General features: G+C 70.1%; 32 protein-coding genes and 1 tRNA gene. 12 read left to right on the top strand and 21 right to left on the bottom strand.

Features of this window, described 5'->3' with window-relative positions:
* Positions 1-10 precede the first annotated feature (10 nt).
* From ccoO to EV699_RS09160, 6 genes are all read left to right on the top strand, one after another.
* On the top strand, positions 11-643 hold the full coding sequence (gene ccoO, locus EV699_RS09185; RefSeq protein WP_132541894.1) for a cytochrome-c oxidase, cbb3-type subunit II: 633 nt from the start codon (positions 11-13) through the stop codon (positions 641-643).
* A 5-nt stretch (positions 644-648) separates the two neighbouring features.
* Complete coding sequence (locus tag EV699_RS09180; protein WP_132541892.1) at positions 649-825, top strand: cbb3-type cytochrome oxidase subunit 3; 177 nt, start codon at positions 649-651, stop codon at positions 823-825.
* A 12-nt stretch (positions 826-837) separates the two neighbouring features.
* The gene (ccoP, locus tag EV699_RS09175; protein ID WP_132541890.1) at positions 838-1,737 is read left to right on the top strand and encodes a cytochrome-c oxidase, cbb3-type subunit III; all 900 of its coding nucleotides are present in this window, start codon (positions 838-840) and stop codon (positions 1,735-1,737) included.
* A gap of 118 nt (positions 1,738-1,855) precedes the next feature.
* On the top strand, positions 1,856-2,128 hold the full coding sequence (locus EV699_RS09170; protein WP_132541888.1) for a hypothetical protein: 273 nt from the start codon (positions 1,856-1,858) through the stop codon (positions 2,126-2,128).
* Between the two features lie 107 nt (positions 2,129-2,235).
* On the top strand, positions 2,236-3,627 hold the full coding sequence (gene ccoG, locus EV699_RS09165; RefSeq protein ID WP_132541886.1) for a cytochrome c oxidase accessory protein CcoG: 1,392 nt from the start codon (positions 2,236-2,238) through the stop codon (positions 3,625-3,627).
* Positions 3,628-3,643: 16 nt separating this feature from the next.
* Positions 3,644-4,165, top strand: a complete 522-nt coding sequence (locus EV699_RS09160) for a FixH family protein (protein ID WP_132541884.1) — start codon at positions 3,644-3,646, stop codon at positions 4,163-4,165.
* A gap of 97 nt (positions 4,166-4,262) precedes the next feature.
* On the opposite strand, the gene EV699_RS09155 is transcribed toward EV699_RS09160, so the two are convergent.
* The gene (locus EV699_RS09155; protein ID WP_207923003.1) at positions 4,263-4,583 is read right to left on the bottom strand and encodes a hypothetical protein; all 321 of its coding nucleotides are present in this window, start codon (positions 4,581-4,583) and stop codon (positions 4,263-4,265) included.
* A 327-nt stretch (positions 4,584-4,910) separates the two neighbouring features.
* Here EV699_RS09155 and EV699_RS09150 point away from each other — a divergent pair.
* A tRNA-Lys gene (locus EV699_RS09150) sits at positions 4,911-4,986 on the top strand.
* A 378-nt stretch (positions 4,987-5,364) separates the two neighbouring features.
* Here EV699_RS09150 and EV699_RS09145 read toward each other — a convergent pair.
* From EV699_RS09145 to crcB, 5 genes are all read right to left on the bottom strand, one after another.
* The gene (locus EV699_RS09145; protein ID WP_132541882.1) at positions 5,365-5,787 is read right to left on the bottom strand and encodes a DUF1810 domain-containing protein; all 423 of its coding nucleotides are present in this window, start codon (positions 5,785-5,787) and stop codon (positions 5,365-5,367) included.
* A gap of 74 nt (positions 5,788-5,861) precedes the next feature.
* Positions 5,862-7,196 carry a nicotinate phosphoribosyltransferase gene (locus EV699_RS09140; protein ID WP_132541880.1) on the bottom strand — a complete coding sequence of 445 codons (1,335 nt, stop codon included), beginning with the start codon at positions 7,194-7,196 and terminating at the stop codon, positions 5,862-5,864.
* Complete coding sequence (locus tag EV699_RS09135) at positions 7,193-7,792, bottom strand: isochorismatase family protein (RefSeq protein WP_132541878.1); 600 nt, start codon at positions 7,790-7,792, stop codon at positions 7,193-7,195. The genes EV699_RS09140 and EV699_RS09135 overlap by 4 nt, the downstream gene beginning before the upstream one ends.
* A gap of 80 nt (positions 7,793-7,872) precedes the next feature.
* Positions 7,873-8,214 (bottom strand): DUF190 domain-containing protein, encoded by a 342-nt coding sequence (locus tag EV699_RS09130; protein WP_132541876.1) that lies wholly within the window; start codon positions 8,212-8,214, stop codon positions 7,873-7,875.
* A 16-nt stretch (positions 8,215-8,230) separates the two neighbouring features.
* Positions 8,231-8,629: a fluoride efflux transporter CrcB gene (crcB, locus tag EV699_RS09125; protein ID WP_132541874.1), complete on the bottom strand. Its 399-nt coding sequence runs from the start codon at positions 8,627-8,629 to the stop codon at positions 8,231-8,233.
* Positions 8,630-8,958: 329 nt separating this feature from the next.
* Between crcB and EV699_RS09120 the strand changes: the two genes are divergently transcribed.
* A complete protein-coding gene (locus tag EV699_RS09120) occupies positions 8,959-9,561 on the top strand; it encodes a TetR/AcrR family transcriptional regulator (protein ID WP_132541872.1) in 603 nt (200 codons plus the stop codon).
* Positions 9,562-9,565: 4 nt separating this feature from the next.
* Complete coding sequence (locus EV699_RS09115) at positions 9,566-10,573, top strand: metal-dependent hydrolase (protein ID WP_132541870.1); 1,008 nt, start codon at positions 9,566-9,568, stop codon at positions 10,571-10,573.
* Positions 10,574-10,657: 84 nt separating this feature from the next.
* Here the strand turns inward: EV699_RS09115 and uvrD are convergent, their stop codons facing one another.
* The gene (gene uvrD / locus EV699_RS09110; protein WP_132541867.1) at positions 10,658-12,820 is read right to left on the bottom strand and encodes a DNA helicase II; all 2,163 of its coding nucleotides are present in this window, start codon (positions 12,818-12,820) and stop codon (positions 10,658-10,660) included.
* 198 nt (positions 12,821-13,018) lie between these two features.
* Between uvrD and EV699_RS09105 the strand changes: the two genes are divergently transcribed.
* Positions 13,019-13,228: a dodecin gene (locus tag EV699_RS09105; RefSeq protein ID WP_132541865.1), complete on the top strand. Its 210-nt coding sequence runs from the start codon at positions 13,019-13,021 to the stop codon at positions 13,226-13,228.
* Positions 13,229-13,357: 129 nt separating this feature from the next.
* Complete coding sequence (locus EV699_RS09100; protein ID WP_132541863.1) at positions 13,358-13,747, top strand: DUF4399 domain-containing protein; 390 nt, start codon at positions 13,358-13,360, stop codon at positions 13,745-13,747.
* Between the two features lie 28 nt (positions 13,748-13,775).
* Here EV699_RS09100 and EV699_RS09095 read toward each other — a convergent pair whose 3' ends face one another.
* The 14 genes from EV699_RS09095 to rsmG all read right to left on the bottom strand — a co-directional run bounded on the left by EV699_RS09095 (position 13,776) and on the right by rsmG (position 25,410).
* Entirely contained in the window at positions 13,776-14,354 is a 579-nt protein-coding gene (locus tag EV699_RS09095) for an NnrU family protein (RefSeq protein ID WP_132541861.1), read from the bottom strand.
* A 40-nt stretch (positions 14,355-14,394) separates the two neighbouring features.
* Positions 14,395-15,765 (bottom strand): bifunctional UDP-N-acetylglucosamine diphosphorylase/glucosamine-1-phosphate N-acetyltransferase GlmU, encoded by a 1,371-nt coding sequence (glmU, locus tag EV699_RS09090; RefSeq protein ID WP_132541858.1) that lies wholly within the window; start codon positions 15,763-15,765, stop codon positions 14,395-14,397.
* A 164-nt stretch (positions 15,766-15,929) separates the two neighbouring features.
* A complete protein-coding gene (locus EV699_RS09085; RefSeq protein WP_132541856.1) occupies positions 15,930-16,352 on the bottom strand; it encodes a F0F1 ATP synthase subunit epsilon in 423 nt (140 codons plus the stop codon).
* 68 nt (positions 16,353-16,420) lie between these two features.
* Positions 16,421-17,797 carry a F0F1 ATP synthase subunit beta gene (gene atpD / locus EV699_RS09080; RefSeq protein ID WP_132541854.1) on the bottom strand — a complete coding sequence of 459 codons (1,377 nt, stop codon included), beginning with the start codon at positions 17,795-17,797 and terminating at the stop codon, positions 16,421-16,423.
* A 34-nt stretch (positions 17,798-17,831) separates the two neighbouring features.
* A complete protein-coding gene (atpG, locus tag EV699_RS09075; protein WP_132541852.1) occupies positions 17,832-18,698 on the bottom strand; it encodes a F0F1 ATP synthase subunit gamma in 867 nt (288 codons plus the stop codon).
* 12 nt (positions 18,699-18,710) lie between these two features.
* Positions 18,711-20,252, bottom strand: a complete 1,542-nt coding sequence (gene atpA, locus EV699_RS09070) for a F0F1 ATP synthase subunit alpha (RefSeq protein ID WP_132541850.1) — start codon at positions 20,250-20,252, stop codon at positions 18,711-18,713.
* 15 nt (positions 20,253-20,267) lie between these two features.
* Positions 20,268-20,822: a F0F1 ATP synthase subunit delta gene (locus EV699_RS09065; RefSeq protein ID WP_132541848.1), complete on the bottom strand. Its 555-nt coding sequence runs from the start codon at positions 20,820-20,822 to the stop codon at positions 20,268-20,270.
* An 18-nt stretch (positions 20,823-20,840) separates the two neighbouring features.
* Positions 20,841-21,311: a F0F1 ATP synthase subunit B gene (locus tag EV699_RS09060; RefSeq protein ID WP_132541846.1), complete on the bottom strand. Its 471-nt coding sequence runs from the start codon at positions 21,309-21,311 to the stop codon at positions 20,841-20,843.
* Between the two features lie 53 nt (positions 21,312-21,364).
* Positions 21,365-21,649, bottom strand: coding sequence for a F0F1 ATP synthase subunit C (atpE, locus tag EV699_RS09055; protein WP_132541844.1), 285 nt, complete (start codon positions 21,647-21,649; stop codon positions 21,365-21,367).
* A gap of 86 nt (positions 21,650-21,735) precedes the next feature.
* On the bottom strand, positions 21,736-22,509 hold the full coding sequence (atpB, locus tag EV699_RS09050) for a F0F1 ATP synthase subunit A (RefSeq protein WP_132541842.1): 774 nt from the start codon (positions 22,507-22,509) through the stop codon (positions 21,736-21,738).
* Between the two features lie 7 nt (positions 22,510-22,516).
* Entirely contained in the window at positions 22,517-22,948 is a 432-nt protein-coding gene (locus EV699_RS09045) for an ATP synthase subunit I (protein ID WP_132541839.1), read from the bottom strand.
* Between the two features lie 115 nt (positions 22,949-23,063).
* Positions 23,064-23,930, bottom strand: coding sequence for a ParB/RepB/Spo0J family partition protein (locus tag EV699_RS09040; RefSeq protein WP_132541836.1), 867 nt, complete (start codon positions 23,928-23,930; stop codon positions 23,064-23,066).
* 14 nt (positions 23,931-23,944) lie between these two features.
* Complete coding sequence (locus EV699_RS09035; RefSeq protein WP_132541833.1) at positions 23,945-24,736, bottom strand: ParA family protein; 792 nt, start codon at positions 24,734-24,736, stop codon at positions 23,945-23,947.
* A 23-nt stretch (positions 24,737-24,759) separates the two neighbouring features.
* Complete coding sequence (rsmG, locus tag EV699_RS09030; RefSeq protein ID WP_132541830.1) at positions 24,760-25,410, bottom strand: 16S rRNA (guanine(527)-N(7))-methyltransferase RsmG; 651 nt, start codon at positions 25,408-25,410, stop codon at positions 24,760-24,762.
* A 211-nt stretch (positions 25,411-25,621) separates the two neighbouring features.
* On the opposite strand from rsmG, the gene kdpF reads away from it, so the two are divergent.
* The gene (gene kdpF / locus EV699_RS09025) at positions 25,622-25,711 is read left to right on the top strand and encodes a K(+)-transporting ATPase subunit F (protein WP_132541827.1); all 90 of its coding nucleotides are present in this window, start codon (positions 25,622-25,624) and stop codon (positions 25,709-25,711) included.
* Positions 25,712-25,720: the final 9 nt, after the last annotated feature.

Below are 25,720 nucleotides of genomic sequence, written 5' to 3'. Positions count from 1 at the left end.
AGACCCGATCATGGCTCAAGACACCCACGTCCCGACCGGCCACGAGAAGGTCGAACGCAACATCGGCCTGATGGCCATCCTGATCATCGTCGTCGTCGCCTTCGGCGGCCTCGCGGAGATCGTGCCGCTGTTCTTCATCAAGGACACGACCGAGCCCGTCGCCGGCCTCAAGCCACTCACCGCGCTGCAGCTCGAAGGCCGTGACATCTACGTCCGCGAAGGCTGCTACACCTGCCACTCGCAGATGGTGCGGCCGTTCCGCGCCGAAACCGAGCGCTACGGCCACTACTCGGTGGCCGGGGAGTTCGTCTACGACCACCCGTTCCAGTGGGGCTCCAAGCGCACCGGCCCGGACCTCGCCCGCGTCGGCGGCCGCTACTCCGACGACTGGCAGCGCGTGCACCTGATCAACCCGCGCGACGTCGTGCCCGAGTCGAACATGCCGGGCTTCCCCTGGCTCGCCCGCAACCTCCTCGACGGCGACCTGACCGGGCGCAAGCTCGCGGCGCTGCGCACCCTCGGCGTGCCCTACAGCGACGCCGACATCGCCGGCGCCAAGGCCGCCGTCGCCGGCAGGAGCGAGCTGGACGCGCTGGTCGCGTACCTGCAGAACCTCGGCACCGTGATCAGCAACAAGAGGTAAGCGCCGTGGACCTCCTGACGACGATACGCAGCGTGTTCACCGTGCTCATGTTCGTGAGCTTCGTCGGCATCGTGCTGTGGGCGTGGAGCGCGCGCAGCCGCCGGCGCTTCGACGAAGCCGCCGCCCTGCCCTTCGCCGACGAGGAACGTGCGCGCGCGTCGTCGGCGGCCCCGCGGCGCTGAGGAGAATTCACCATGAGTCTGACCATCAGCCTGTTCATCATCCTGATCGTGGTCGGCAACACGCTCGCCATGTGGTGGCTGATCCGCTGGACCAGCAAGCCCAAGGCCGGCGAGGTCGCCCAGGGCGAAGCCACCGGCCACGTCTGGGACGGCGACCTCAAGGAACTCAACAATCCCATGCCGCGCTGGTGGCTGTGGATGTTCTACCTGACCATCGTCTTCACCGGCCTGTACGTGGTGCTCTACCCCGGCCTCGGCAGCCTCGGCGGGCTGCTCGGCTGGAGCCAGCAGGGCCAGTGGAACGAGGAGGTCGCCGAGGCCAACGCCAAGTACGGCCCGCTGTATGCGAAGTACGCGGCGATGGAGATTCCCGCCGCGGCCCGCGACCCGCAGGCGGTGAAGATGGGCCAGCGCCTGTTCGCCACCTACTGTTCGAGCTGCCACGGCTCGGATGCCCACGGCGCGCCCGGCTTCCCCAACCTCGCCGACAACGACTGGCTGTGGGGCGGCGAGCCGGCGCAGATCGAGGCGAGCATCCTCGGCGGTCGCGCCGGCATGATGCCGGCGTGGAAGGCGCTCGGCGACCAGAAGGTCGAGGAGGTCGCGCACTACGTGCTGACCCTCGCCGGGCGCAGGGACGGCGTCGATGCCGCCAAGGCCGAAGCCGGCAAGGCGGTGTTCGCCCAGACCTGCGCGGCCTGCCACGGTGCCGAGGGCAAGGGCAATCCGCTGCTCGGCGCGCCCAACCTGACCGACAACGTCTGGCTCTACGGCGGCTCGCTGAAGACCGTCATCAAGACCATCGCCGAGGGGCGCCAGGGCCAGATGCCCGCGCACCGGGAGTTCCTCGGTGCCGAGAAGGTCCGCCTGCTCGCCGCCTACGTCTACAGTCTGTCGCAGGGCAAGCCGTAGCACCCGCCGCGAGCGGCGCCGCCCGCGCCGCTCGCGCGCGTCCGGTCCGGGCCCGCGCGGCCCGGGTCGGGGCACGGTTTTCGCCGCCCTGCCCACCGCCATCCGGGGCTCACGCCACATGACCATCAGCAAGGTCCAGCACGCCGTTTCCGTCCTCTGGCCGTCGTTCCTGCTCGCGAGCGCCGCCACCGTCGTCCTCTTCACGGTGTTCGATCCGCAGGCGATCGCCGCGTGCATGGGCATCGAACACCTCGAGCGCACCGCCGCCTACACCGTCGGCTTCTTCGTGCTGTGGACCATGAACCTCGCCTCGTCGATGCTGACGCTCTACTTCCAGCGCCCGGTGCACGTGCCGGTGATCGTCGAGCCGCGCGATCTCGACCTCGACTGAAGCGCGCCCGCCGCCGGGCAACATCCCCCGCGATTGACCGTCCGCAATGCCGGGCGCGCCCGCGCCGCGCACACTGCGAACCTGCCGAACCCCGGAGCATCCCCGCGATGACCGCCCCCAACGCTTCCGAGCCCGCCGGCACGTTCTACGTCAAGCCGGCGAAGATCTACCCGCGCGAAGCCCACGGCCGCTTCGCCCGCCTGCGCGTGTTCGCGGTGCTCGCGCTGCTCGGGCTCTACTACCTGACGCCGTGGCTCGACTGGGGCGGCCGCCAGGCGGTGCTGTTCGACCTGCCGGCGCGCAAGTTCTACATCCTCGGCCTGGCGTTCTGGCCGCAGGACTTCTTCTTCCTCGCGCTGCTGCTGATCATCGCCGCCTTCAGCCTGTTCTTCTTCACCGCGCTCGCCGGGCGGCTGTGGTGCGGCTACGCCTGCCCGCAGACGGTGTGGACCGAGACCTTCATGTGGATCGAGCGCTGGGTGGAAGGCGACCGCGGCGCGCGGATGAAGCTCGACAAGGCCCCCTGGGACGCCCGCAAGCTGCGCCTGAAAGCGGGCAAGCACGCGCTCTGGCTGCTGTTCGCGGCGTGGACGGGGTTCACCTTCGTCGGCTTCTTCACCCCGATCCGCGAGCTCGGCGTGCGCCTGGCGGGGTTCGCGCTCGGCCCGTGGGAGCTGTTCTGGATCGTCTTCTACAGCTTCGCCACCTGGGGCAACGCCGGCTTCATGCGCGAGCAGGTGTGCCTGTACATGTGCCCGTACGCGCGCTTCCAGAGCGCGATGTTCGACAAGAACACGCTGGTGATCTCCTACGACGCCGAGCGCGGCGAGCCGCGCGGCTCGCGCAAGCGCGGCGTCGACCCGCGCACGCGCGGCCTCGGCGACTGCATCGACTGCACGCTGTGCGTGCAGGTCTGCCCCACCGGCATCGACATCCGCAACGGGCTGCAATACCAGTGCATCGGCTGCGCCGCCTGCGTCGACGCCTGCGACGAGGTCATGGACAAGATCGGTTCGCCGCGTGGACTGGTGCGCTACACCACCGAGAACGCCCTGCTGCACCACCAGCCGCACGTGATCCGCCCGCGCATGCTGGTGTACGCCGCGCTGCTGCTCGCGCTGACGGGTGGCCTGGTCTACGCGATCTCGGTGCGCACGCCGCTGCAGCTCGACGTGATCCGCGACCGCAACGCGCTCTACCGCATGACCGACGACGGCCTGGCCGAGAACGTCTACACGCTGAAGATCCTGAACATGGACGAGCACCCGCACCGCTTCGCGCTCGCCGTGCACGGCGCCCCGGGCATGCGCCTGGACGCCGCGGCCGACGCCATCGCGGTCGCCGCCGGCGAGGTGCTGACGCTGCCGGTGCGGGTGAGCGCCGATCCGCAGGACCTGCCCGCCGCCTCGAGCGACATCCGCTTCGAGTTGCGCGCGCTCGACACCCCCGATCTGCGCACCGCCACCACCGGCCGCTTCCTCGGTCCGGCGCGGCGCTAACCCCCGGAGAAACCCCATGTCGTCGCTGCCCGATCTACGTTCCCCCGCCATCGAACCGCGCTGGTATCGCCAGTTCTGGCCCTGGGTGCTGATCGCCCTGCCGGCCACCGCGGTCGTCGCCAGCCTCGTCACCGCGTACCTGGCGCTGCGCGCACCCGACGGCCTGGTCGTCGACGACTATTACAAGGAGGGGCTCGCGATCAACCGCCGCTACGAGCGCAGCCTCGCCGCGCAGGCGCTGGGACTCGAAGGCGAGCTGCGCCTGGCCGGTGGCGGCGGCACGGCGGAACTGGTGCTGAAGGCCGCGAGCGGCGCGGCGCTGCCCGACACCGTGCGGCTGCAACTGCTGCACGCGACCCGCGCCGGGCTGGACAGGGAAGTGGATGCACGCCGCAGCGCGCCGGGGGTCTATACCGTGAACCTGCCGGCCCTGGCGGCGGGGCACTGGTCGGTCCAGGCCGGAGCCGCCGACTGGCGGCTCGACGGTGTCATCGAAATACCGGGAGAAACCCGCGTGTCGCTGCGGGCCGCACGCTGAACCCGCGCCACGCCGGCCGGCGGCGCGCACCACCCGCCCCGGTCGTGGCCCCTTGCAGGCAGGTCGCGCGGATCACCGCCACCGGCTCCGGACCGCCTCAATAACGGCGCATCGCCTGGGGCAGGCGCTTCGGGCGCACGGCCTTGGCGGGGCGCAGGTTGTAGGTGGGATGGGTGGCATCGAAGCGTTCGAGCACCCCTTCGAGTTGCTGCGCCTTCTCGGTACGGCCTGCGGCCTGGGCCTGCTCGATGTCCTCCATGATGTAGCGCTTGATCAGCCACTGGCCCGCATGGGTCTGCACCAGGCACTGTCCGAGTTCGGCCGCCACCACCTCCGGCACGTGTTCATGCTCGGCGATCGCGCGGATCTCCTCCTCGCTCAACTCACAAAGGTCGATACATTCCTGTTCGGTCAACATGGCTCCACACTCCTCCGTACCGCCGCTACGTGTAGTCGGCGCTTGATTATGGTGCGCGATGAGCCGAATTGGTGCGAAACCATCGTTCACAATGTTTGAACGAATACCCGCCACCCAACCCGTGCCGTCGCCGTCAATCAGGCCCGACCCGCCCGTGGTGGGCGCCAAACACCTTGCCGGCAAGCGCTTCGCAACCTTGCAAAACACTGAAGCGCCACCTCATGCGAGCCAAGGCATCGGACCCATCGACGTACCGTGCAACATCCGCGCCGTGCACGCCCCGGGTTTACAGGGCGGCACGACTGGTGTCTAATCCGCGCCCGCGCTGGGCCGTTAGCTCAATTGGTAGAGCAGTTGACTCTTAATCAATTGGTTGTAGGTTCGAGTCCTACACGGCCCACCATCTTCCCCTCCCCCGCTTCTCCCGCCTGACCCCTGACGGCCTCCCGGCATCGCCCTTCGCGCGACCGGGGGAACACGGCCGCGTCGGCCTGCGCCTTCCCTCGCCTGCACCTTTCCCGCGGCTGTCGCCCCGCGGCGGATGCGCCCGTGTCCGCCCAGCCGCGGCCGGGTGTCCGCCCGCACCCGCCGACCGGCGGTATGCGCCGGTCGCTGACCGTCGCCTGAATTTTTCTCATCGCCCGCGCTATAAACCCTAGCTTGCTGCAGTGCGTCATGCGCGCTATTGTGCACCGCAACATCTTCGGATGTTTCTCCTCTCCTCTGGTGGTTTGGCCGGGACTTCCATCCCGGCCATTTTTTTTGCGCCGGCGGCAGCCGGTCACGGCAGCGCCAGGGTGCGCGCGTCGCGCTCGCCATCGAAGTAGCGGTCGAGCGCCTGGCCGAACAGCGGCTCCTGCGGCGCGACCTGTTCGAACAGCGTCAGCGACGAGCGGAGCTTGAGGTCGTCGGGCGAGCCGAAGATCTGCCGCGCGCTCCGCCCCTCGACGGCGAGCACGAGTTCGACGCACGCCTTCAGGCGCGGCCCGAGCACCGGGTGCTGCCAGTAGGCGCGGGCCTCGGCCAGCGAGCCGATGCCGTAGCGTTGCGCCATCGCGCTGTAGCCGAGCCCCTGGCGCTGCGGGAACACGAACCACATCCAGTGGCTGGCCTTGGCGCCGCGGCGCAGTTCCTCGGTCACCCGCGCGTAGACCGGGGCCTGCGCGGCAACGAAGCGCTCGAGATCGTAGGGATCGGCATTCATGGCGGGCACCGTGCGGGTGGGGGGATTTCGACGACGTGGCGGCGGCGAGCCGCCGGGGCGATGCGCGGCCGCCGTCAGCCGGCGGCGCTGTCGGCGACGCGGCAGAGGTCGTGCAGCGCGTCGGTGACCGTCACCGGGTAGGCCGCGGCCGGCTCCAGCCCGCGCAACGCGGGCGGCAGCCGCGCGATCGCCCGCAGCGCGTGCGCGCGCACCTCGGCGAGCGCGGGCGACGGCGCCAGCCGCCTGCCGCCGCGCATCACCGGCTGCAGCAGGGGTTCGCCGAGCGGCTCGTCGCCGAGCACGGTCAGCGTATCGCCGAGCATCACGCCGTCGGCACCGTAGCGGCGGAACACCTGCTTGCGCCCGGGCCAGGTGGCCTTGCCCTCGGAGCGCTTGCGCCGCGGCCGGCCGGCGTATTCCTGCAGCTTGTAGGCGCAGTCGAGGTAGGGCTTGTCGGCCGAGGTGTTCATGCGCGTGCCGACGCCGAAGCCGTCGATCGGCGCGCCCTCGGCCATCAGCCGGGCGATCTCGTACTCGTCGAGATTGCCGCTGGCGAAGATCCGCACCTGCGTCAGGCCGCCGCCGTCGAGGATGGCGCGCACCCGGCGCGCGTGCTCCCCGAGGTCGCCGCTGTCCAGACGCACCGCGCCGACCGGGATCCCCTCCGTGGCCAGGCGCTGCACCAGGCCGAGGAGGTGACGGGCCGCGGCCTCGGTGTCGTAGGTATCGATCAGCAGCGTCGTACCACCGGGATGGGAGCGCGCGAAGTGCTCGAAGGCGTCGAGCTCGCTGTCGTGTGCCTGCACGTAGGAGTGGGCCATGGTGCCGTAGAGCGGGATGCCCCAGCGCATGCCCGCGAGCACCGTGGCGCTGCCGCCGAAGCCGGCCAGGTAGCTCGCGCGCGCCGACAGCAGCCCGGCTTCGGCGCCGTGGGCGCGGCGCAGCCCGAAGTCGACCAGCAGGCGCCCCTGCGCCGCGAGCGCACAGCGCGCGGCCTTGGCAGCGACCATGCTCTGGAACTGCAGCAGGTTGATCACCCGTGTCTCCACCAGCTGGGCCTCGGGCAGCGGCGCGGTGATGCGCAGGATGGGCTCGTCGGGGAAGAACGGCGTGCCCTCGGCCATCGCGTCGACGTCGCCGGTGAAGCGCCAGCCCGCCAGCGCCTCGATGCAGCGCGGGTGCAGGCGGCCACTCGCGGCCAGCCAGTCGAGTTCGGCGTCGGTGAAACGGGCCCGCCCGAGGAAGTCGAGCACCTGCTCGAGCCCCGCGGCCAGCAGGAAGTTGCGCGGCTGCGGCAGCTTGCGCACGAAGAACTCGAACACCGCCGGCGCCGTCATGCCGCGGTCGTAATACGCCTGCAGCATCGTCAGCTGGTACAGGTCGGTCAGCAGCAGCGGCGCGTCGCTCATCGCGGCCCGTCGTCCAGCCACGCCGTGACCGCACCCGCCGCCTGCATGCGCGCGATCGCCGCCGCGCCGTCGCCGGGGCTGAGCTCGACCGCGCGCACGGCGTCGAGCAGCAGCACGCAGGCGAAGCCCGCCGCGCGGGCGTCCAGCACGGTGTTGAGCACGCAGTAGTCGGTCGCGAGCCCGCCGACGAACACGCGCCCGACCCCGCGCCCGCGCAGGCGCCCGGCGAGGTCGGTGCCGGCGAAGCCCGAGTAGGCGTCGCGCTCGGCGGTGGTGGCCTTGGGAATCACCTCGGTGCCCGGCGGCAGGGCGAGGCCGGCGGCGAGGTCGGCGCCCGCGCTGCCGGCGATGCAGTGCGGCGGCCACGGGCCGCCGGCGGCGGCGAACGAGCAGTGGTCCGGCGGGTGCCAGTCGCGGGTGGCATACACCGGCAGGCCGCGCGCGTGGAAGCGCCGCGCCCAGGCGTTGAGCGGGGCCACGACCTCGTCGCCGTGCGGGACGGCGAGCGCGCCCCCGGGCAGGAAGTCGTTCTGCACGTCGACGATGATCAGGGCATCGCCGGCCCCCAGCCCGTCGTGCGAGGTTTCACCACCCATCGCCCCCTCCCGCGTCGTCACCTTCCGTCACAAAGCATAGCCCCGGGGGGCTCGGCGGGCGCCCCGCGGGTCGCCACCGCTCAGGCGTCGGCCCGGTTCAGCACCCCGAACTCGACCGGCCAGCGGGCGAAGAACAGGTTGAGGTCCTCCTCGGCGAGCCGCGCGCGCAGGCGGCTCTCCTCGTCGGCACTCAGGTAGAAGGCCACGCACACCGGGTTGTCGCCGGCGAGCTCGAAGAAGTGCGCGGCGCGCAGCCCGTGGCGGCGGCTGTAGCCCTCGATCGCGCGGAACACCCCGCCGCCCTCGATGCCGAGGCGCTGCGCCTCGCCGAGCAGCCACTCGTAGAGCAGGCGGCCGTGGTGGCGGCGGTTCTCGGCCATGTACAGGCTCAGGCAGACGCCCGCGTGCACCTTGTCGTTCATGTGCGACCCCTCGCGCTCAGGCGCCACGCAGCGCCTGCAGCAGCAGGTTGACGGTGAGGATGCCCAGCCAGGTCAGCACGAAGGAGCCGCCGCCGTGGGCGAGCACGGCGAGCGCCGCCCAGGCGGCCTCGCCGCGCAGCAGCAGGGTGACGACCTCGGCGGAAAAGGTGGAGAAGGTCGTCAGGCCGCCGAGGAAGCCGGTCGCGACGAACAGCCGCCACTCCGGCGGCAGCGCCTGCCAGTGGCCGAAGCCGCCGAGGGCGAGCCCCATCAGGTAGCCGCCGGCCAGGTTTGCGGCGAGCGTGCCGAGCGGCAGCGTCGCGAACAGCGGATTGAGCCGCAGGCCCAGCCACCAGCGCAGCCAGGCGCCGAGCGCGGCACCGACACCGACCGCAACGAACCCCATCAGGCCCATGTTCCACCCCGTGCCCGGAAACCGCGCCACGATGCGGCGGCGTCCGGTCGCCGGTCAAGGCGCGGCGATGGGGTCGCCGACCGCCCGGGCCCCGTCCGAAGGCGAACAGGTTCGGTCGTCGACCCTGCTGGCCTCGTCCAGAACCTAACCGGTTCGGCTGCCAACCCCGCGGACTCGATTCAGGACCGGGCGGGCCTGCTCGCCGCCCCCACCGGCCCGGCTCGATACGGGGCCGGCCCGCAACCCGGGCCGCGGGGTGGACGCCGGCGCCGCGCTGCCGGCACCTATACTCCGGGGGCATTCCCGCCGACCGGGGAGGGCTGCCGCCGATGCCGACCGATCCCGCCCTGCAGCAGATCCTCGATGCCGCGCTGGACTGCGCCGAGCGCAGTTCGTGGGAGCAGGTGCGGCTGCACGAGGTCGCCGCCGCCGCCGGGCTGACGCTCGAAGACCTGCGCGTCCACCTCCGCGAGAAGGAAGACCTCACCGATCCGTGGTTCGACCGCGCCGACCGCGCGATGCTGCTCGACGCCGCCAGCGCCGAGTTCCGCAGCCTGCCGACGCGGGCGCGCCTGCACCGCGCGATCATGACCTGGCTCGACGCGCTCGCCGCGCACCGGCGGGTGACGCGGCAGATGATCCTCGCCAAGCTCGAACCCGGCCACGTGCACATCCAGGTGCCAGCGGTGATGCGCATCAGCCGCACCGTGCAGTGGCTGCGCGAGGCGGCCGGGCTGCGCGACGCCGGGCTGCGCCGCGCGCTGGCCGAATCGGTGCTGACCGGCATCTACCTGGCGACCTTCGTGCACTGGATGGGCGACGACTCGCCCGGCTCGACGCGCACCCGCCAGCGGCTCGACCACCTGCTCGGCCAGGCCGAATGGCTCGCGCTGCGGCTGCCCGGCTTCGCGCCGCCGCCGGCGCGGCACTGACGCGGTGGACCTCGTCACCCATGCCCTGAGCGGCGCGCTGCTCGCCCGCGCCGCCTGGCCACACGCCAGGCACGGCCGCGCCCGCACCACCGCGGCGCTGCTGGCGGCGGCCTTCCCCGACCTCGACTACCTGCTGTTCTGGCTCGCCCCGTCGCTGTTCCTCAACGCCCACCGCGGCGCCACGCATTCGCTGCTGATGCTGCCGCTGTGGGCGGCGCTGCTCGCGCTGCCGCTCGCACGGCTGCTGCACGCGCCGTGGCGCCGGCTGGTCGGCCCCTGCGCGCTGGGGATCACCGCGCACATCGCCGGCGACCTCATCACCGTCTACGGCACGCAGTGCCTGTGGCCGCTGTCGACGCAGCCGTGGGCGCTCGGCTGGTCGTTCGACGTCAACCCCTGGGCGGCGCTGATCGTCGGCCTCGCCTGCCTGCCCGCCCGGCGCCGGCCGCGCGCGGCGCTGGGCGCGGCCGTGCTCGCGCTCGGCGCGCTGCTGGTGCTGCAGGTGCAGTTGCGCGAACGCGCACTGGCGCTCGTCGACGGCAGCGGCGTGCGGCGCGTGCAGGCGCTGCCGCAGCCGCTGTCGCCGTTCCACTGGCTGCTGCTGGTCGACGTCGACGGCACCCAGGGTCGCTACGCCCACCTGACGCTGTGGCCGCCGCCGTGGCCGTGGCCCGTGCTCGCCGGCTTCGACGCGCGCGGCTACCACGCCGCCGATGGCCTCGACTGGCAGCCGTACACGCGCTTCGGCCGCGACGCCGGCACACGCGCGCTCGCCGCCGACGCCTGGGCATCGCCGGCGCTCGCCGGCCTGCGCCACTTCGCGCAGTGGCCGGCGCTGTACCGCCTCGACACCGACGGCGACGAGACCTGCGCGTGGTTCACCGACCTGCGCCACACCCTGCCGGGCCAGCCGCCGCCGTTCCGCTACGGCGCCTGCCGCCGCGGCGCCGACGCCCCCTGGCGCGCCTACCGCCTGCGCTACTTCAGCAGCGACGGGCGCCAGGCGCTGTAACGGCACACGGTTGACCGCCATCGCCCGCTGGTGGCACCCGGCCGACCTGCCCGAGTACCCCTGGGGTGAAAGGGGGCCGGGCGGCTAGACCTTCTCCAGCTTCGCGTAGGCGGCCACCAGCCACTTGGCGCCGGCGGCCTTGAAGTTGACCTGCACGCGTGCGTGGGCGCCGGCGCCTTCGAGCGCGAGCACCACGCCCTCGCCGAAGCTCGGGTGGCGCACGCGGCCGCCGAGCTGCAGGCCGGTGTCGCTCTCGGCCTGCACCAGCGGGCCGGGGTTGTACAGCGGCCGCGACACGGTGGCGCGGGCGCGCACGTCGCGGGTCAGCTCGGCGGGGATCTCGCGCAGGAAGCGCGACGGGCGCGGGTAGATCTCCTGCCCGTGCAGGCGCCGGCGCTCGGCGAAGGACAGCGTGAGGTGGCGCTGCGCGCGGGTCAGGCCGACGTAGGCGAGGCGGCGCTCCTCTTCGAGCTTCTCGGGGTCCTGGCTCGACAGGTAGTGCGGGAACAGATCCTCCTCGAAGCCGGCGATGAACACCTGCGGGAATTCGAGCCCCTTGGCGCTGTGCAGGCTCATCAGTTGCACGCAGTCCTCCCAGGCCTCGGCCTGGCCCTCGCCGGCTTCGAGCGCGGCATGGGCGAGGAAGGCGTCGAGCGGGCGCATGCCTTCGAGCTCCTCGGGCAGGGTCTCGAAGGCGCGCGCGGCGTTGACCAGCTCTTCGAGGTTCTCGGCGCGGTCCTCGCCCTTACCGTCCTTGTCCTTGCGCACGTGCGCGAGCAGGCCGGCGTGCTCGATCACGTGCGCGGTGACCGCCGACAGCGGCCGCTCGGCGGTATCGCGCGCGAGGCGCTCGACCAGCGCGAGGAAGGCGGCGAGGGCGTTGGCGGCGCGCGCGGCCAGGCGGCGCTCGGCGAGCAGGCGCTCGGCGGCCTGCCACAGCGCCACGCTGCGTTCGCGCGCGACGCCGCGCAGCTCGTCGAGCGTGCGCTCGCCGATGCCGCGGGTGGGGGTGTTGACGACGCGCTCGAACGAGGCGTCGTCGTCGCGGTTGGCGAGCAGGCGCAGGTAGGCGAGCGCGTCCTTGATCTCGGCGCGCTCGAAGAAGCGCAGGCCGCCGTAGACGCGGTACGGCAGCGCGGCGGCGATCAGGCTTTCCTCGAACACGCGCGACTGGGCGTTGGAGCGGTAGAGGACGGCGCACTCGGCGCGCCGCCCGCCCTCCTCCACCCAGCGCTGGATGCGCTCGACGACGAAGCGCGCCTCGTCGTAGTCGTTGTAGGCGGCGTAGACGTCGATCGGCTCGCCGCGGCTGCCGTCGGTCCACAGGCGCTTGCCGAGGCGGCCGCGGTTGTGCGCGATCAGCGCGTTGGCGGCGTCGAGGATCACCGCGGTGGAGCGGTAGTTCTGTTCCAGGCGCAGCGTCAGCGCGCCGGGGAAGTCCTGCTCGAAGCGCTGGATGTTCTCGATGCGCGCGCCGCGCCAGCCGTAGATCGCCTGGTCGTCGTCGCCGACGACGAAGACGTCGCCGCGCTGGCCGGTGATGAGCTTGAGGAAGGCGTACTGGACCTGGTTGGTGTCCTGGAACTCGTCGACCAGCACGTGGCGGAAGCGCGCGCGGTAGTGCTCGCCGAGAGTGGCGTCGTCGCGCAGCAGTTCGACCGTGCGCAGCAGCAGCTCGCCGAAGTCGACCACGCCGTTGCGCTCGCAGGCGGCCTCGTAGGCGGCGTAGATGCGCACGTGCGTGCGCAGCAACGGGTCGTCGCGGTCATCGATGTGCGCGGCGCGCAGGCCGTCGTCCTTCCAGGCGTTGATCCGCCACACCGCCTGCTTCGGCGCCCAGGTCTTCTCGTCGAGTTCGAGCCCGCGCAGCACCCGGCGCACCAGGCGCACCTGGTCGTCGGCATCGAGGATCTGGAAGTGCTGCGACAGGCGCGCCTCGCGCCAGTGGTAGCGCAGCAGGCGGTGGGCGATGCCGTGGAAGGTGCCGATCCACAGGCCGCTGGCGCGGAATTCGAGCAGTTGCTCGATGCGCGCGCGCATCTCGGCGGCGGCCTTGTTGGTGAAGGTCACCGCCAGGATGCTCCACGGGTTGGCCTGCTCCACCGTCAGCAGCCAGGCGATGCGCTGCACCAGCACGCGGGTCTTGCCGGAGCCGGCGCCGGCGAGCACGCGCAGCGGGCCGGGCGGCGCGGTGACCGCCGCGCGCTGCGCGTCGTTGAGGTGTTCGAGGATCGGGGTGATGTCCATGAGCGGCGATTGTACCGGGCGCGCGGGCCGTCGCCGCGCGGCGGTCTATGCTGGTGCCGGGGGACGCGCCCGGATGCGGCAGCGGGCAGGCGTACGCACCACGCCCGGCCGCCGCACCGGCCGCGAACCCCCGCACCGGCGCGGGCCCGCCCCGGTGCGCGACCGTCTGTCACGGGCCCGCCAGCCGGAGAACCATCCATGAGCAACCACGTATACAAGAAGATCGAACTCACGGGCTCGTCGCCGATCTCCATCGAGGAGGCGATCCAGAACGCCATCGGCAAGGCCGCGAAGACGCTGAACAACCTGCACTGGTTCGAGGTCGTCGAGACCCGCGGCTACATCCAGGACGGCAAGGTCGCCCACTGGCAGGTCACCATCAAGGTCGGCTTCACGCTCGAAGACTGAACCTCGGCACCACCGGCGGCTCTTACCCGGCCGGGGCCCGCCCCGGCACCGGGTGGCGGCACGGCGCCGCCGCCCCACCCGTGCGCCCGGCACGCCCGGGCGCCCCCGTCACCCGTCCAGGAGATCAACATGAAGGTATCCGCAATGCTCGGCGGCCTGCTGCTGTCGGCCCTGAGCTTCGCCGCCACGGCCGGCGTGAGTTTCGTCGAGCCCAAGGATGGCGCCAGCGTCGGCCAGGAGGTCAAGGTGGTGATGGCCGTCGACGGCATGACCATCAAGATGGCGGGCGACATGACGCCCGGCACCGGTCATCACCACCTGATCATCAACGGCGGCCCGGTACCGAAGGGGCAGGTGATCCCGGCCGACCCGCAGCACCTGCACTTCGGCAAGGGGCAGACCGAGACCACCCTGACGCTCGCCCCGGGCCGCCACCTGCTGACGCTGCAGTTCGCCGATGGCGAGCACAAGTCCTACGGCCCGGAATGGGCGCAGACCATCACGATCGAGGTGAAGTGACGCCGCCGACGGCGTGCCGGGCGGCCGCTCAGCCGAACACCGGCACGCCGATCAGCCAGCGGTGCAGGAAGCTCGCGAAGGCGAGCCAGACGCCGGCGCCGGCGGCGACCGCGAGCACGGTGGCGGCGACCGAGCCGGCCGCCGGCATCACGCCGGCGCGGCGGTCGCGCTGGCGCGCGGCACGGAAGTCCAGCACCGCCCAGAGCAGGAAGGCGCCGAACAGCAGCACGTCGCCGAGCCGGCCGTTGGCGAGCAGGTGGGCGAAGGCCCAGAGCTTGACCCCCGCCAGCATCGGGTGGCCCAGCGCCGCGCGGATGCGGTTGGCCGGCCCGTAGGCCGCGGCGACCAGGATCAGCGCCGGCAGCATCAGCAGCGCCGCGAGGTGGCGTGTCCACAGCGGCGGCTGCCACAGCGCGACGCCGTCGAGCCGCGTCTGCCCGTAGCCCCAGACCAGCAGCACGAAGCCCAGCGCCGCCACCAGCGCGAACAGGCCCTGCCAGCGCCGGGGGCCGAGCCGCGCGAGCTGCCGCGCGCGCCAGTCCTCGGCGACGATGCGCAGCGAGTGCGTGCCCAGGAACAGCAGCAGACCGAATACCAGTGCGCCCATCGGAGAAGCTCCCGGTGTTGGCCGCGCGCCGCGACGCGCGCTACTCGGCCGACTTCTGCGGCCGTTCCCAGTCGCTGACCACGCGCTGGCGCGCGCGGGTCAGCGCCAGCACGCCGTCGGGCACGTCCTTGCCGATCACCGAGCCGGCGCCGACCGTCGCCCCGGCGCCGATGCGCACCGGTGCGACCAGCGCCGAGTTGGAGCCGATGAAGGCGCCGTCGTCGATCACCGTGGTGTGCTTGTTCACGCCGTCGTAGTTGCAGGTGATGGTGCCGGCGCCGACGTTGACGTCGGTGCCGATCTCGGCGTCGCCGATGTAGCTCAGGTGGTTCACCTTGGAGCCGCGGCCGATGCTCGCCTTCTTGATCTCGACGAAGTTGCCGACATGGGTATCGGCGGCGAGCACGGCACCGGGGCGCAGCCGCGCGTACGGGCCGATGCGCGCGGCGCGGCCGATCACCGCCTCCTCGATCACGCTGTTGGCGAAGACCTCGACGTCGTCGGCGATCTCGGCATCGCGGATCACGCAGTTCGGGCCGATGCGCACGCGGTCGCCGAGGCGCACCCGCCCCGCCAGCACCACGTTGACGTCGATGGTGCAGTCGCGCCCGGTGCTGACCTCGCCGCGCACGTCGACGCGCGCCGGATCGAACAGCGTGGCGCCGCCGTCCATCAGCGCGTCGGTCTGGCGGCGCTGCCAGGCGCGCTCGAGCTCGGCGAGCTGGCGGCGGTTGTTGACGCCGGACACCTCCAGCGGGTCGGTGCAGAGCACCGCCTCGACCGCCACCCCGTCGGCCACCGCCATCGCGATCACGTCGGTGAGGTAGTACTCGCCTTGGGCATTGGCGTTGCCGAGCCGCGCCACCCAGGCGCGCAGGCGCCCGGCGTTGACCGCGAGGATCCCGGTGTTGCCTTCGCGGATGCGCTTCTGCGCGGCGTCGGCGTCCTTTTCCTCGACGATGTGCTGCACGCGCCCGGCGGCGTCGCGGACGATGCGGCCATAGCCGGTGGGATCGGGCAGCTCGACGGTGAGCAGCGCGAGCGCGCCGGCGCCGGCGCGCTCGACCAGCGGCGTCAGCGTCTCCAGCCGGGGCAGCGGCACGTCGCCGTAGAGCACCAGCACGACGGCGGCGTCATCGATCCCCGGCAGCGCCTGCGCCACCGCGTGACCGGTGCCGAGCTGCTCGGCCTGCTCGCACCAGACGACGTCGCCGGCCGCGGCGAACGCCTGCAGCACCTGCTCGCCGCCGTGGCCGTAGACCACGTGCCGGCTGCGGGCGCCGAGGCGGCGGGCGGTGTCGAGCACGTGCGCGAGCATCGGCCGGCCACCCACCGGGTGCAGCACCTTGGGCAGATCGGACACCATGCGCTTGCCCTTGCCGGCGGCAAGGATGACGACGGACAGGTTCATGTCCCGGGCAACCTCCGGATGCGGGAGGGGCGGTCCTGCCGGCGCCACGGCCCGGTCGCGGGACACGGCGAGCGCCTGCAGGCGACCGCCCGTTGCGGCACCGGAACGGCGCCGCGGAAGCCATCCAAAACGAAAGGCCGTGCGGGGCACGGCCTCGGTAGTGCTTACCTGCGCATCCTGCGCAGCTTCTCGATCGCCTGGAGCTGCGCCATCGCCTCGACCAGTTCGGCCTGGGCACGCGCGTAGCTGATCTCGTCGACCTTGTTGCGCATCGTGTCCTCGGCGCGGCGCTTGGCTTCGAGCGCGGCGGCCTCGTCGAGGTCGGCGGCACGCTCGGCGGTGTCGGCGAGCACCGTCACCACGTGCGGCTGCACCTCCAGCAGGCCGCCGGAGACGTAGAACACCTGCTCCTCGCCGTGCAGCAGCTTGACGCGCACCTGGCCGGGCCGCAGCCGCGTCAGCATCTGGCTGTGGCGCGGCAGGATGCCCAGCTCGCCCAGTTCGCCGGTGGCGCTCACCATCTCCGCGGTACCGGAGAAGATCTGCTTCTCGGCACTCACGATGTCGACATGCAGCGTCATCGCCATGACGTCTTACCTCTTGATCGGTCGGTAACGGGACCCCGCGCCGCGCGCGGCGCGGGGTCTGGACGTCATCAGAGCTTGGACGCCTTCTCGACGACTTCGTCGATCCCGCCGACCATGTAGAACGCCTGCTCGGGCAGGTGATCGTACTCGCCGTTCAGGATGCCCTTGAAGCCGGCGATGGTGTCCTTCAGCGACACGTACTTGCCCGACGAGCCGGTGAACACTTCGGCGACGAAGAAGGGCTGCGACAGGAAGCGCTGGATCTTGCGGGCGCGGTACACCACCAGGCGGTCCTCGTCGGACAGTTCGTCCATGCCGAGAATCGCGATGATGTCCTTCAGCTCCTTGTAGCGCTGCAGGATGCCCTGCACCGCACGCGCGGTGTTGTAGTGATCCTCGCCGATGACCAGCGGGTCGAGCTGCCGCGAGGTCGAGTCGAGCGGGTCCACCGCGGGGTAGATGCCGAGCGCCGCGATGTCGCGCGACAGCACGACCGTGGCGTCGAGGTGCGAGAAGGTCGTCGCCGGCGACGGGTCGGTCAGGTCGTCCGCGGGCACGTACACGGCCTGGATCGAGGTGATCGAACCCTTGGTGGTCGAGGTGATGCGCTCCTGCAGCACGCCCATCTCCTCGGCCAGCGTCGGCTGGTAACCCACCGCCGAGGGCATGCGGCCGAGCAGCGCCGACACCTCGGTACCCGCCAGCGTGTAGCGGTAGATGTTGTCGATGAACAGCAGCACGTCGCGGCCTTCGTCGCGGAAGAACTCCGCCATCGTCAGGCCGGTCAGCGCCACGCGCAGGCGGTTGCCCGGCGGCTCGTTCATCTGGCCGTAGACCAGCGCCACCTTGTCGAGCACGTTCGACTCGGTCATCTCGTGGTAGAAGTCGTTACCCTCGCGGGTACGCTCGCCCACGCCGGCGAACACCGAGTAACCGGAGTGCTCGATCGCGATGTTGCGGATCAGCTCCATCATGTTCACGGTCTTGCCGACGCCGGCGCCGCCGAACAGGCCGACCTTGCCGCCCTTGGCGAAGGGGCAGAGCAGATCGATGACCTTGATGCCGGTTTCGAGCAGTTCGGTGGAACCCGACTGCTCCTCGTAGGCCGGCGCCTTGCGGTGGATGACCCAGTGATCGTCGGCACCGACCGGACCCTTGTGGTCGATCGGCTCGCCGAGCACGTTCATGATGCGGCCCAGCGTCGCCTTGCCGACCGGCACCGACAGCGCCGCACCGGTGTTGTTGACGACCACGCCGCGGCGCAGGCCCTCGGAGGTGCCGAGGGCGATGGTGCGGACGACGCCGTCGCCGAGCTGCTGCTGGACTTCCAGGGTCAGGCCGCTGCCTTCGATCTTCAGCGCGTCGTAGACCTTCGGTACCGACCCGCGCGGGAACTCGACGTCGACCACGGCGCCGATGACTTGCACGATGTTTCCAGAACTCATTGAGGGTTCCCCTTAAACTCTCGAAAACGGCGACCTAGACCGCCGCGGCACCTGCCACGATCTCGGAAAGTTCCTGCGTGATCGCCGCCTGGCGGGCCTTGTTGTAGACCAGTTGCAGCTCGCTGATGATCGTGCCGGCGTTGTCGGTGGCACTCTTCATGGCGATCATGCGTGACGCCATCTCGCAGGCGACGTTCTCGACCAGGCCCTGGTACACCAGTGATTCGACGTAGCGGATCAGCAGGGTGTCGAGCAGCACGGTCGCGTCGGGCTCGTACAGATAGTCCCAGCGGTGCGGCGCATCGACCTTCTCGACACGCGCCGTGATCGGCAGCAGCACCTCGACGCTCGGCTTCTGCGTCATCGTGTTCACGAAGACGTTGTGCACGAGGTAGATGCGGTCGATCTCGCCGGCGGCGAACTGGTCGAACATCACCTTGACGGAGCCGACCAGGTCCTCGAAGTGCGGCGCGTCACCCAGATGCGTGGTCTGCGCCAGGATCTTGATGCCGAGCCGCCGGAAGAACACGCTCGCCTTGCCGCCGACCGTGCACATGACGCTCTCGACGCCCTGCGCCTGCCACTCGCGCATCGACTGCACGGTGGCCTTGAACATGTTGGTGTTCAGGCCACCGCAGAGCCCGCGATCGGTGGAGATCACGATGTAGCCGACACGCTTGGTGACCGGACGGTCGCTCAGCGCCGGCGGGCGGTACTCGGTGTAGGCATGGGCCAGGTGCGAGATGACGGTCCGAATCTTCTCGGCATAAGGCCGGGCCGCGAGCATGCGGTCCTGCGCCTTGCGCATCTTGCTCGCCGCGACCATCTGCATGGCGCGGGTAATCTTCTGAGTACTCTTGATACTCTTGATCTTCGTTCGAATCTCTTTGGCACCGGCCATGCTGACACCCGCTTACCAGACGTGGTTGGCCTTGAAATCCTCGACGCCCTTGGTGAAGGTCGCCTCGATCTCGCCGCTGTAGTCGCCCGTCTCGTTGATCTGCTTCATCAGCTCGCCGTACGCGCCGTTCATGTAGGCGATCAGTGCCTTCTCGAAGTCACCGATCTTGCTCAGCGGGATGTCGTCCAGATAGCCCTTGTCGGCCGCGAACAGCGACAGCGCCATCTCACCGACGGACATCGGCGAGTACTGCTTCTGCTTCATCAGCTCGGTGACGCGCTGGCCGCGTTCGAGCTGCTTGCGGGTGGTCTCGTCGAGGTCCGAGGCGAACTGCGCGAAGGCCGCCAGTTCACGGTACTGCGCAAGCGCCAGACGCACGCCGCCGCCGAGCTTCTTGATGGCCTTGGTCTGCGCCGCACCACCGACGCGCGACACCGAGATACCGGCGTTGATCGCGGGCCGGATGCCGGAGTTGAACAGGTCGGTCTCCAGGAAGATCTGGCCGTCGGTGATCGAGATCACGTTGGTGGGCACGAAGGCCGACACGTCGCCCGCCTGCGTCTCGATGATCGGCAGCGCCGTCAGCGAGCCGGTCTTGCCGGTGACCTCGCCGTTGGTCAGCCGGGCGACCTCGTCGGCGTTGATGCGCGCGGCGCGTTCGAGCAGACGCGAGTGCAGGTAGAACACGTCACCGGGGTAGGCTTCGCGACCCGGCGGACGGCGCAGCAGCAGCGAGATCTGACGATAGGCCCAGGCCTGCTTGGTCAGATCGTCGTAGACGATCAGCGCATCCTCGCCGCGATCGCGGAAGTACTCGCCCATCGCGCAGCCGGAGTAGGCCGCGATGTACTGCATCGCAGCCGAGTCCGAGGCGCCGGCGGCGACGACGATGGTGTGATCGAGTGCACCGTGCTCCTCGAGCTTGCGCACGATGTTCGCGATGGTCGAGTTCTTCTGACCGATCGCGACGTACACGCACTTAATGCCGGTGCCCTTCTGGTTGATGATCGCGTCGATCGCGACGGCGGTCTTGCCGGTCTGGCGATCGCCGATGATCAGTTCGCGCTGGCCGCGGCCGATCGGCACCATCGCGTCGATCGCCTTCAGGCCGGTCTGCACCGGCTGCGCCACCGACTGGCGCTCGATCACGCCCGGCGCGACCTTCTCGATCGGCGAGCTGAGCGCGGCGTTGATCGGCCCCTTGCCGTCGATCGGCGCGCCGAGGGCGTTGACCACGCGCCCGAGCAGTTCCGTCCCGACCGGCACTTCGAGGATGCGGCCGGTGCAGTGGCACTTGTCGCCCTCGGACAGGCCTTCGTAGGCCCCGAGGATGACCGCGCCGACCGAGTCGCGTTCCAGGTTCAGCGCAAGGCCGAAGACCTCGCCGGGGAACTCGATCATTTCACCCTGCATCACGTCCTGCAGGCCGTGGATGCGGGCGATGCCGTCGGTCAGGCTGACGATGGTCCCTTCGGTACGCGCCTCGGCGACCGCCTCGAACTTCTCGATGCGGCTGCGGATCAGTTCGCTGATTTCGGATGGATTGAGTTGCATGAGCCTATTTTCCCCTTACTGGCGCAGGGCGGTGGCGAACTTGGCCAACTGGCCCCCCACTGAACCGTCGATGACCACGTCCCCGGCCCGGATGACCGCGCCACCGATCAGCGACTGATCGACGCGACATTCGAGTGCGACGTCGCGGTTGAAGCGCTTCTTGAGTGCGGTGACGATCCGCGCCTTCTGCTCGTCGTCGACCTCGAAGGCGGAGATGACTTCGGCATGGATCGTCTTCTCGGCCTCCGAGCGGAACACCTCGTAGAGCGCCGCGATGTCCACCAGGCTGCGCAGGCGGCCGTTGTCGGCCAGCAAGCGGACGAAGTTGCAGAACTCATCGGAAATGGCCTTGTCGCCAGCGGCAGCGCGGCACAGGTCGACGAGCAGCGACGTCTTGTCGGCGGCGGAAAGGGTGGGGCTCGCGAGCAGAGCCTGCATGCCGGCATCCGACGCGATCGTGGCAGCCGCCGACAGCGCCTCCGACCACTTCTTCAAGCCGCCCTTCTTGCTCTGGGCGTACTCGAAAGCGGCCCGGGCGTAGGGCCGAGCTACTGTTGTCGTTTCAGCCATGGGATGGTCCTGTCCGGATTAGAGCTGCGACACCAAGTCGTCGAGCAACTGGGCATTCGCCTTGGCGTCGATTTCACGCTTCAGGATCTTGCTCGCGCCGGCGACGGCGATACCCGCCACCTCGGTGCGCAGGTGCTCGCGCGCCCGGTTGACCTCAAGCTCGATCTCCGCACGGGCGGCGTGGAGCTGGCGCTCGCCCTCCGCACGGGCCTCGGTCTTGGACTGTTCGACGAGCTCGACGGCCCGCCGCTGCGCCTGGGCGATGATCTCGGCGGCCTGCTGCTTGGCATCCTTGAGCATCTCGGCAGCCCTGGCCCTGGCCAGCTCCTGCTCGTGGACGCCGCGTTCCGCTGACGCCAAGCCTTCGGCAATGCGCTTCTGGCGATCCTGCATGGCCTTGATCAGCGGCGGCCATACAAAGTTCATCGTGAACCACACCAGAAGGCCGAACGTGATCATCTGCCCGATCAGAGTGGCATTGATATTCACGCTAGTACCCCCGTAAACACGTTAGCCGTGGTTGCCCGGCGAGCCCGGCACACTTACTTGACGAGCGCCTGGACCGGGCCGAGGAAGGGGTTGGCGAAGGTGAAGAACAGCGCGATACCGACACCGATCATCGTCACGGCGTCGAGCAGGCCGGCGACGATGAACATCTTCACCTGCAGCGTCGGGATCATCTCGGGCTGGCGCGCGGCGCCCTCCAGGAACTTGCCACCGAGCAGGGCGAAGCCGATGGCGGTGCCGAGCGCACCGAGACCCAGGATCAGAGCCACGGCAATGACGGTCATGCCCTGGACGTCAGCAACGAGCTTGGCGATTTCCATGATTCCTCCAGATTTTCAAGTCGGATTGAGGTTGGACGACAGGTGAAGCGAAACAGACCTACCGGACGACGGGGTGGCGCCGGGGATCAGTGATCCTCGTGCGCCATGCTCAGGTAGACGATGGTCAGGGTCATGAAGATGAACGCCTGCAGGGTGATGACCAGGATATGGAACACCGCCCACGGCCAGCTCAGGAGGGGCTGTACCCACCAGGGCAAGAGAGCGATCAGGATGAAGATCAGCTCACCGGCGTACATGTTGCCGAACAGACGCAGAGCCAGCGAGATCGGCTTGGCCAGGTCCTCGACGATTCGGAGCAGCAGGTTAGCAGGCGCCGCCTTGATACCGAACGGGTGCCCCAACACCTCGTGCGCAAAACCGCTGCCACCCTTGACCTTGATGCTGTAGTAATAAACCAGAAACAAAACACTGATCGACAGCGCGAACGTCGAATTCAGATCGGTCGACGGCACGACGCGCAGATAATGCACACCGAAGACACTGGCGAGCGCCGGCAGCAGGTCGACCGGAATCAGGTCCATGAAATTCCACAGCCACACCCAGACGAAGATCGTCAGTGCCAGCGGCGCGATCAGGGGGTTGTGGCCGTGGAAGGAATCCTTGACCTGACCGTCGACGAACTCGACGAGGATCTCGCAGAAGTTCTGCAGGGGGCCGGGCACGTCCGAGGTGGCGTTGGCCGCCGCCTTGTAGAACAGCCAGGCGAACAGGGCGCCAAGACCGCCGCCGAACAGCAGGGTGTCGAGATGGACGGACCAGAAACCGTGGCCGACGCTCAGCGGGGTCAGGTGATGAACGATGTATTCGGAAGCCGTTTGGGGACCTGCACCAGCACTCATAGCGTCTTCACCGAGCATCCAAGGTAAGAAGAAGGGCCAACCAGTACACCATCAGCGTCGCTGCATACGTGAGGATGAGGGGTACGAACGACACATCGATCAGGACGAAGGCGACGGCGAACAGCGCGATCGTCAGCAGGAACTTCACCACCTCGCCGAGATACAGCGCCCGCGCCACCCTTGCCGCCGTCGCTCCGGGACCGGCGGCGAGGGCCAGGCCCGCGAACACCGCCGTCACCACGACGCTGATTCCCCCACCCACGCCGGCCGACAGCGCCGCCCTGGGCCCCGCGACGAACCCAGCAGCCACCACCGCCGACAGCGTAACCAACAACTGGAAAACCAAGACTCGGCGCGCTGCCTTAATTGCACCCATGACCGCATTCGTGTCGTTATTCACAGGAAGCCGCTCTACCCACGAATTGCGACCGTTCTGCATGCTAAAACTGCAATCTCGGATCGTAATCTCGTGCTTGGGCGAGCACCCGCAGCGCGCGGCGCATTATAGAAATGAGTATCTGGACGGTCAATCGGCAACTTAATCGCCAAAAGCGTCAATGGAGATGCTTGAGTATCCCGTCGAGTTCATCCAAATCATTGTAATGAATCACCAATCGCCCGCGGCCGCCGGCGCCGTGCTGCACTTGCACACGCGCCCCCAGGCGCTGCGCGAGATCGTCCTGCAAACGGTTGATGTCAGGATCAGGAAGGCTCTTCGGCGCCACCGGCGCCGCGCCGCCCTGCGCCAGCCGGCGCGCGAGAACTTCGGTTTCGCGCACCGAGAGTCCACGCAGGCAAACCTGGCGTGCGGCTTCGAGTTGCAGCGCCGCCGGCAACGGCAGCAAGGCACGCGCATGCCCCATTTCGAGCTTGCGTTCCTGGACCAGTTTCTGCACCTCGGCGCTGAGATCGAGCAGGCGCAGCAGATTGGTGACGGCGGTGCGGGAACGACCGATCGCCTCGGCGGCGCCCTGGTGGGTGAGGTCGAACTCCTCGATCAGCCGCTGCAGGGCCGCGGCTTCCTCCAGCGGGTTCAGCGCCTCGCGCTGGATGTTCTCGATCAGCGCGATCGCCACGACGGCCTGGTCGGGCACGTCGCGCACCAGCGCCGGCACCTCGGCCAGGCCGGCGAGTTGCGCGGCGCGCCAGCGGCGCTCGCCCGCGATCAACTCGTAGCGCCCGCCGGGCAGCCCCCGCACGACGACGGGCTGCACCACGCCCTGGGCGCGGATCGAGTCGGCCAGCTCCTGCAAGGTCTCGGCGCGCATGTCGACGCGCGGCTGGTAGCGCCCGCGCTCGATCAGCTCCACCGGCAACTGCTTGAGCACGCCATCGCCGGTCGCCGGCACCACGGCACTGGCACTGCTGCTGCCGAGCAGCGCATCGAGACCACGCCCCAGGCCGCCCTTGCGTATCGCCATCGCTGCTCTCTCCTTCACACCGGGGCGCGGGCGCCGGCCGCGCGGCGCGTGCGGCGCAGCATCTCGCGCGCGAGCGCCTGGTAGCTCTCGGCGCCACGCGAGGACGGGTCGTAGATGATCACCGGCTGCCCGTAGCTCGGCGCCTCGGCGAGGCGCACGTTGCGCGGGATGGCGGTCTCGAACACGGTGTCGCCGAAGTGATCGAGCAGCTGCTGCGACACCTCGTTGGCGAGCCGGTTGCGGTTGTCGAACATCGTGCGCAGCAGCCCCTCGATGCGCAGCGCCGGGTTCACGGTGCGGCGCACGCGCTCGACGGTGTCGAGCAGCGCCGTCAGCCCCTCCAGCGCGTAGTACTCGCACTGCATCGGGATGATGAGGGTCTCGGCCGCCGCGAGCGCGTTGACCGTCAGCATGCTGAGCGACGGCGGGCAGTCGATGAAGATGAAGTCGTAGGTGGCGGCCACCGGCGCCAGCGCCTCGGCGAGGCGGTACTGCGCGCGCTCGGCGTTCAGCAGCGCGACCTCGGCGGCCGCGAGGTCGGTGTTCGCCGGCAGCACCTGCAGGCGATCGGGCACGCCGCGCTGCACGGCCTCGGCGATGCCGGCCTCGCCGAGGAGCACGTCGTAGCTGGTGCGGTACATGGCGTGCTTGTCGACGCCGCAGCCCATGGTGGCATTGCCCTGCGGGTCGAGGTCGACCAGCAGGACCTTCTTGCGCGCCAGCGCGAGGCAGGCGGCGAGGTTGACGGCGGTGGTGGTCTTGCCGACCCCACCCTTCTGGTTCGCTAGCGCGATGATCTTGGCCATGACGGCAACCGTTCGCTGTTGAGTCAGGGCGCCGCCGCGGCGGCAGGCCGCGTGGCCACGAGTTCGACGAGATGACGCTGCTCGCCTTCGAGTCCGGGCACGGTGAGCCGGTGCACGCCGGCGATGCGCCAGGCGGCGGGCACGGCCGCGAGTTCGTCGGCCGCCAGCTGACCCTTCATCGCGAGCAGGCGGCCGTCGGCCGCGCACTGCCGCCCGGCGGCCTCGACGAATTCCGCCAGCGCCGCGAAGGCACGCGAGATCACGCAGGCGAAGGGCGCGGGTGCACGCCAGTCTTCGACCCGCGCCTGCACCACCGTGACGTTGTCGAGCCCGAGTTCGAGCACCGCCTGGGTCATGAAGCGGCTGCGCTTGCCGTTGCCGTCGAGCAGCGTGACCGCCAGGTCCGGGCGCGCGAGCGCCAGCGGGATGCCGGGCAGGCCGGCGCCGCTGCCGACGTCGAGCAGCGACGCGCCGCGTAGCCAGGGCAGCACGCTCAGGCTGTCGAGGAGGTGGCGCGGCACCATCTGCGCGGGCTCGCGCACGGCGGTCAGATTGTAAGCGCGGTTCCACTGCTCCAGCAGCCGCAGGTAGGCGGCCAGACGCGCGGGTAGCGCGGGCGGCAACGCGAAACCGAGTTGCTGCAGACCGTCGGCGATGGCGTGTTCGGTGGTCATGGCGGGGCGGGCGATTCCGCGCAGGCTGGCGAAGCGGGCGGAGTGTATCACGGCCGCCCCGGGCGCCCGTGTTTACGGAACCTTAACGGCGGCTGCGACGACGATGCCAGGCAACGACACCGCGCCCGGACGGGCGGGTTTGCGCCGTCCGGCAGGGCGCCGGGCGAACCCGCGGAGGCGCTCCGCACCAACCTGATAGCGGAGATCGTCCATGGCTGTCCTGCATCTGCTCGCCGCGGTGGTGGCGGTCGCGCTCGCCGGCTTCCTGCTGGCGGCGCTTCTGTGGCCCGAACGCTTCTGAGGTGCCCGT

Source organism: Plasticicumulans lactativorans (assembly GCF_004341245.1).
Taxonomy (GTDB): Bacteria; Pseudomonadota; Gammaproteobacteria; order Competibacterales; family Competibacteraceae; genus Plasticicumulans_A; species Plasticicumulans_A lactativorans.
Note: the sequence above shows the minus strand (reverse complement) of the source record. Positions and strands in the feature narration are given on the sequence as shown.

What these genes read in the sequence shown, in the direction of transcription:
- ccoO (WP_132541894.1), top strand. Translation starts at nt 11, where the DNA reads ATGGCTCAAGACACCCACGTCCCGACCGGCCACGAGAAGGTCGAACGC.
- ccoP (WP_132541890.1), top strand. Translation starts at nt 838, where the DNA reads ATGAGTCTGACCATCAGCCTGTTCATCATCCTGATCGTGGTCGGCAAC.
- EV699_RS09170 (WP_132541888.1), top strand. Translation starts at nt 1,856, where the DNA reads ATGACCATCAGCAAGGTCCAGCACGCCGTTTCCGTCCTCTGGCCGTCG.
- ccoG (WP_132541886.1), top strand. Translation starts at nt 2,236, where the DNA reads ATGACCGCCCCCAACGCTTCCGAGCCCGCCGGCACGTTCTACGTCAAG.
- EV699_RS09160 (WP_132541884.1), top strand. Translation starts at nt 3,644, where the DNA reads ATGTCGTCGCTGCCCGATCTACGTTCCCCCGCCATCGAACCGCGCTGG.
- EV699_RS09155 (WP_207923003.1), bottom strand. Translation starts at nt 4,583, where the DNA reads ATGTTGACCGAACAGGAATGTATCGACCTTTGTGAGTTGAGCGAGGAG.
- EV699_RS09145 (WP_132541882.1), bottom strand. Translation starts at nt 5,787, where the DNA reads ATGAATGCCGATCCCTACGATCTCGAGCGCTTCGTTGCCGCGCAGGCC.
- EV699_RS09140 (WP_132541880.1), bottom strand. Translation starts at nt 7,196, where the DNA reads ATGAGCGACGCGCCGCTGCTGCTGACCGACCTGTACCAGCTGACGATG.
- EV699_RS09135 (WP_132541878.1), bottom strand. Translation starts at nt 7,792, where the DNA reads ATGGGTGGTGAAACCTCGCACGACGGGCTGGGGGCCGGCGATGCCCTG.
- EV699_RS09130 (WP_132541876.1), bottom strand. Translation starts at nt 8,214, where the DNA reads ATGAACGACAAGGTGCACGCGGGCGTCTGCCTGAGCCTGTACATGGCC.
- crcB (WP_132541874.1), bottom strand. Translation starts at nt 8,629, where the DNA reads ATGGGCCTGATGGGGTTCGTTGCGGTCGGTGTCGGTGCCGCGCTCGGC.
- EV699_RS09120 (WP_132541872.1), top strand. Translation starts at nt 8,959, where the DNA reads ATGCCGACCGATCCCGCCCTGCAGCAGATCCTCGATGCCGCGCTGGAC.
- uvrD (WP_132541867.1), bottom strand. Translation starts at nt 12,820, where the DNA reads ATGGACATCACCCCGATCCTCGAACACCTCAACGACGCGCAGCGCGCG.
- EV699_RS09105 (WP_132541865.1), top strand. Translation starts at nt 13,019, where the DNA reads ATGAGCAACCACGTATACAAGAAGATCGAACTCACGGGCTCGTCGCCG.
- EV699_RS09100 (WP_132541863.1), top strand. Translation starts at nt 13,358, where the DNA reads ATGAAGGTATCCGCAATGCTCGGCGGCCTGCTGCTGTCGGCCCTGAGC.
- EV699_RS09095 (WP_132541861.1), bottom strand. Translation starts at nt 14,354, where the DNA reads ATGGGCGCACTGGTATTCGGTCTGCTGCTGTTCCTGGGCACGCACTCG.
- glmU (WP_132541858.1), bottom strand. Translation starts at nt 15,765, where the DNA reads ATGAACCTGTCCGTCGTCATCCTTGCCGCCGGCAAGGGCAAGCGCATG.
- EV699_RS09085 (WP_132541856.1), bottom strand. Translation starts at nt 16,352, where the DNA reads ATGGCGATGACGCTGCATGTCGACATCGTGAGTGCCGAGAAGCAGATC.
- atpD (WP_132541854.1), bottom strand. Translation starts at nt 17,797, where the DNA reads ATGAGTTCTGGAAACATCGTGCAAGTCATCGGCGCCGTGGTCGACGTC.
- atpG (WP_132541852.1), bottom strand. Translation starts at nt 18,698, where the DNA reads ATGGCCGGTGCCAAAGAGATTCGAACGAAGATCAAGAGTATCAAGAGT.
- atpA (WP_132541850.1), bottom strand. Translation starts at nt 20,252, where the DNA reads ATGCAACTCAATCCATCCGAAATCAGCGAACTGATCCGCAGCCGCATC.
- EV699_RS09065 (WP_132541848.1), bottom strand. Translation starts at nt 20,822, where the DNA reads ATGGCTGAAACGACAACAGTAGCTCGGCCCTACGCCCGGGCCGCTTTC.
- atpE (WP_132541844.1), bottom strand. Translation starts at nt 21,649, where the DNA reads ATGGAAATCGCCAAGCTCGTTGCTGACGTCCAGGGCATGACCGTCATT.
- atpB (WP_132541842.1), bottom strand. Translation starts at nt 22,509, where the DNA reads ATGAGTGCTGGTGCAGGTCCCCAAACGGCTTCCGAATACATCGTTCAT.
- EV699_RS09045 (WP_132541839.1), bottom strand. Translation starts at nt 22,948, where the DNA reads ATGCAGAACGGTCGCAATTCGTGGGTAGAGCGGCTTCCTGTGAATAAC.
- EV699_RS09040 (WP_132541836.1), bottom strand. Translation starts at nt 23,930, where the DNA reads ATGGCGATACGCAAGGGCGGCCTGGGGCGTGGTCTCGATGCGCTGCTC.
- EV699_RS09035 (WP_132541833.1), bottom strand. Translation starts at nt 24,736, where the DNA reads ATGGCCAAGATCATCGCGCTAGCGAACCAGAAGGGTGGGGTCGGCAAG.
- rsmG (WP_132541830.1), bottom strand. Translation starts at nt 25,410, where the DNA reads ATGACCACCGAACACGCCATCGCCGACGGTCTGCAGCAACTCGGTTTC.
- kdpF (WP_132541827.1), top strand. Translation starts at nt 25,622, where the DNA reads ATGGCTGTCCTGCATCTGCTCGCCGCGGTGGTGGCGGTCGCGCTCGCC.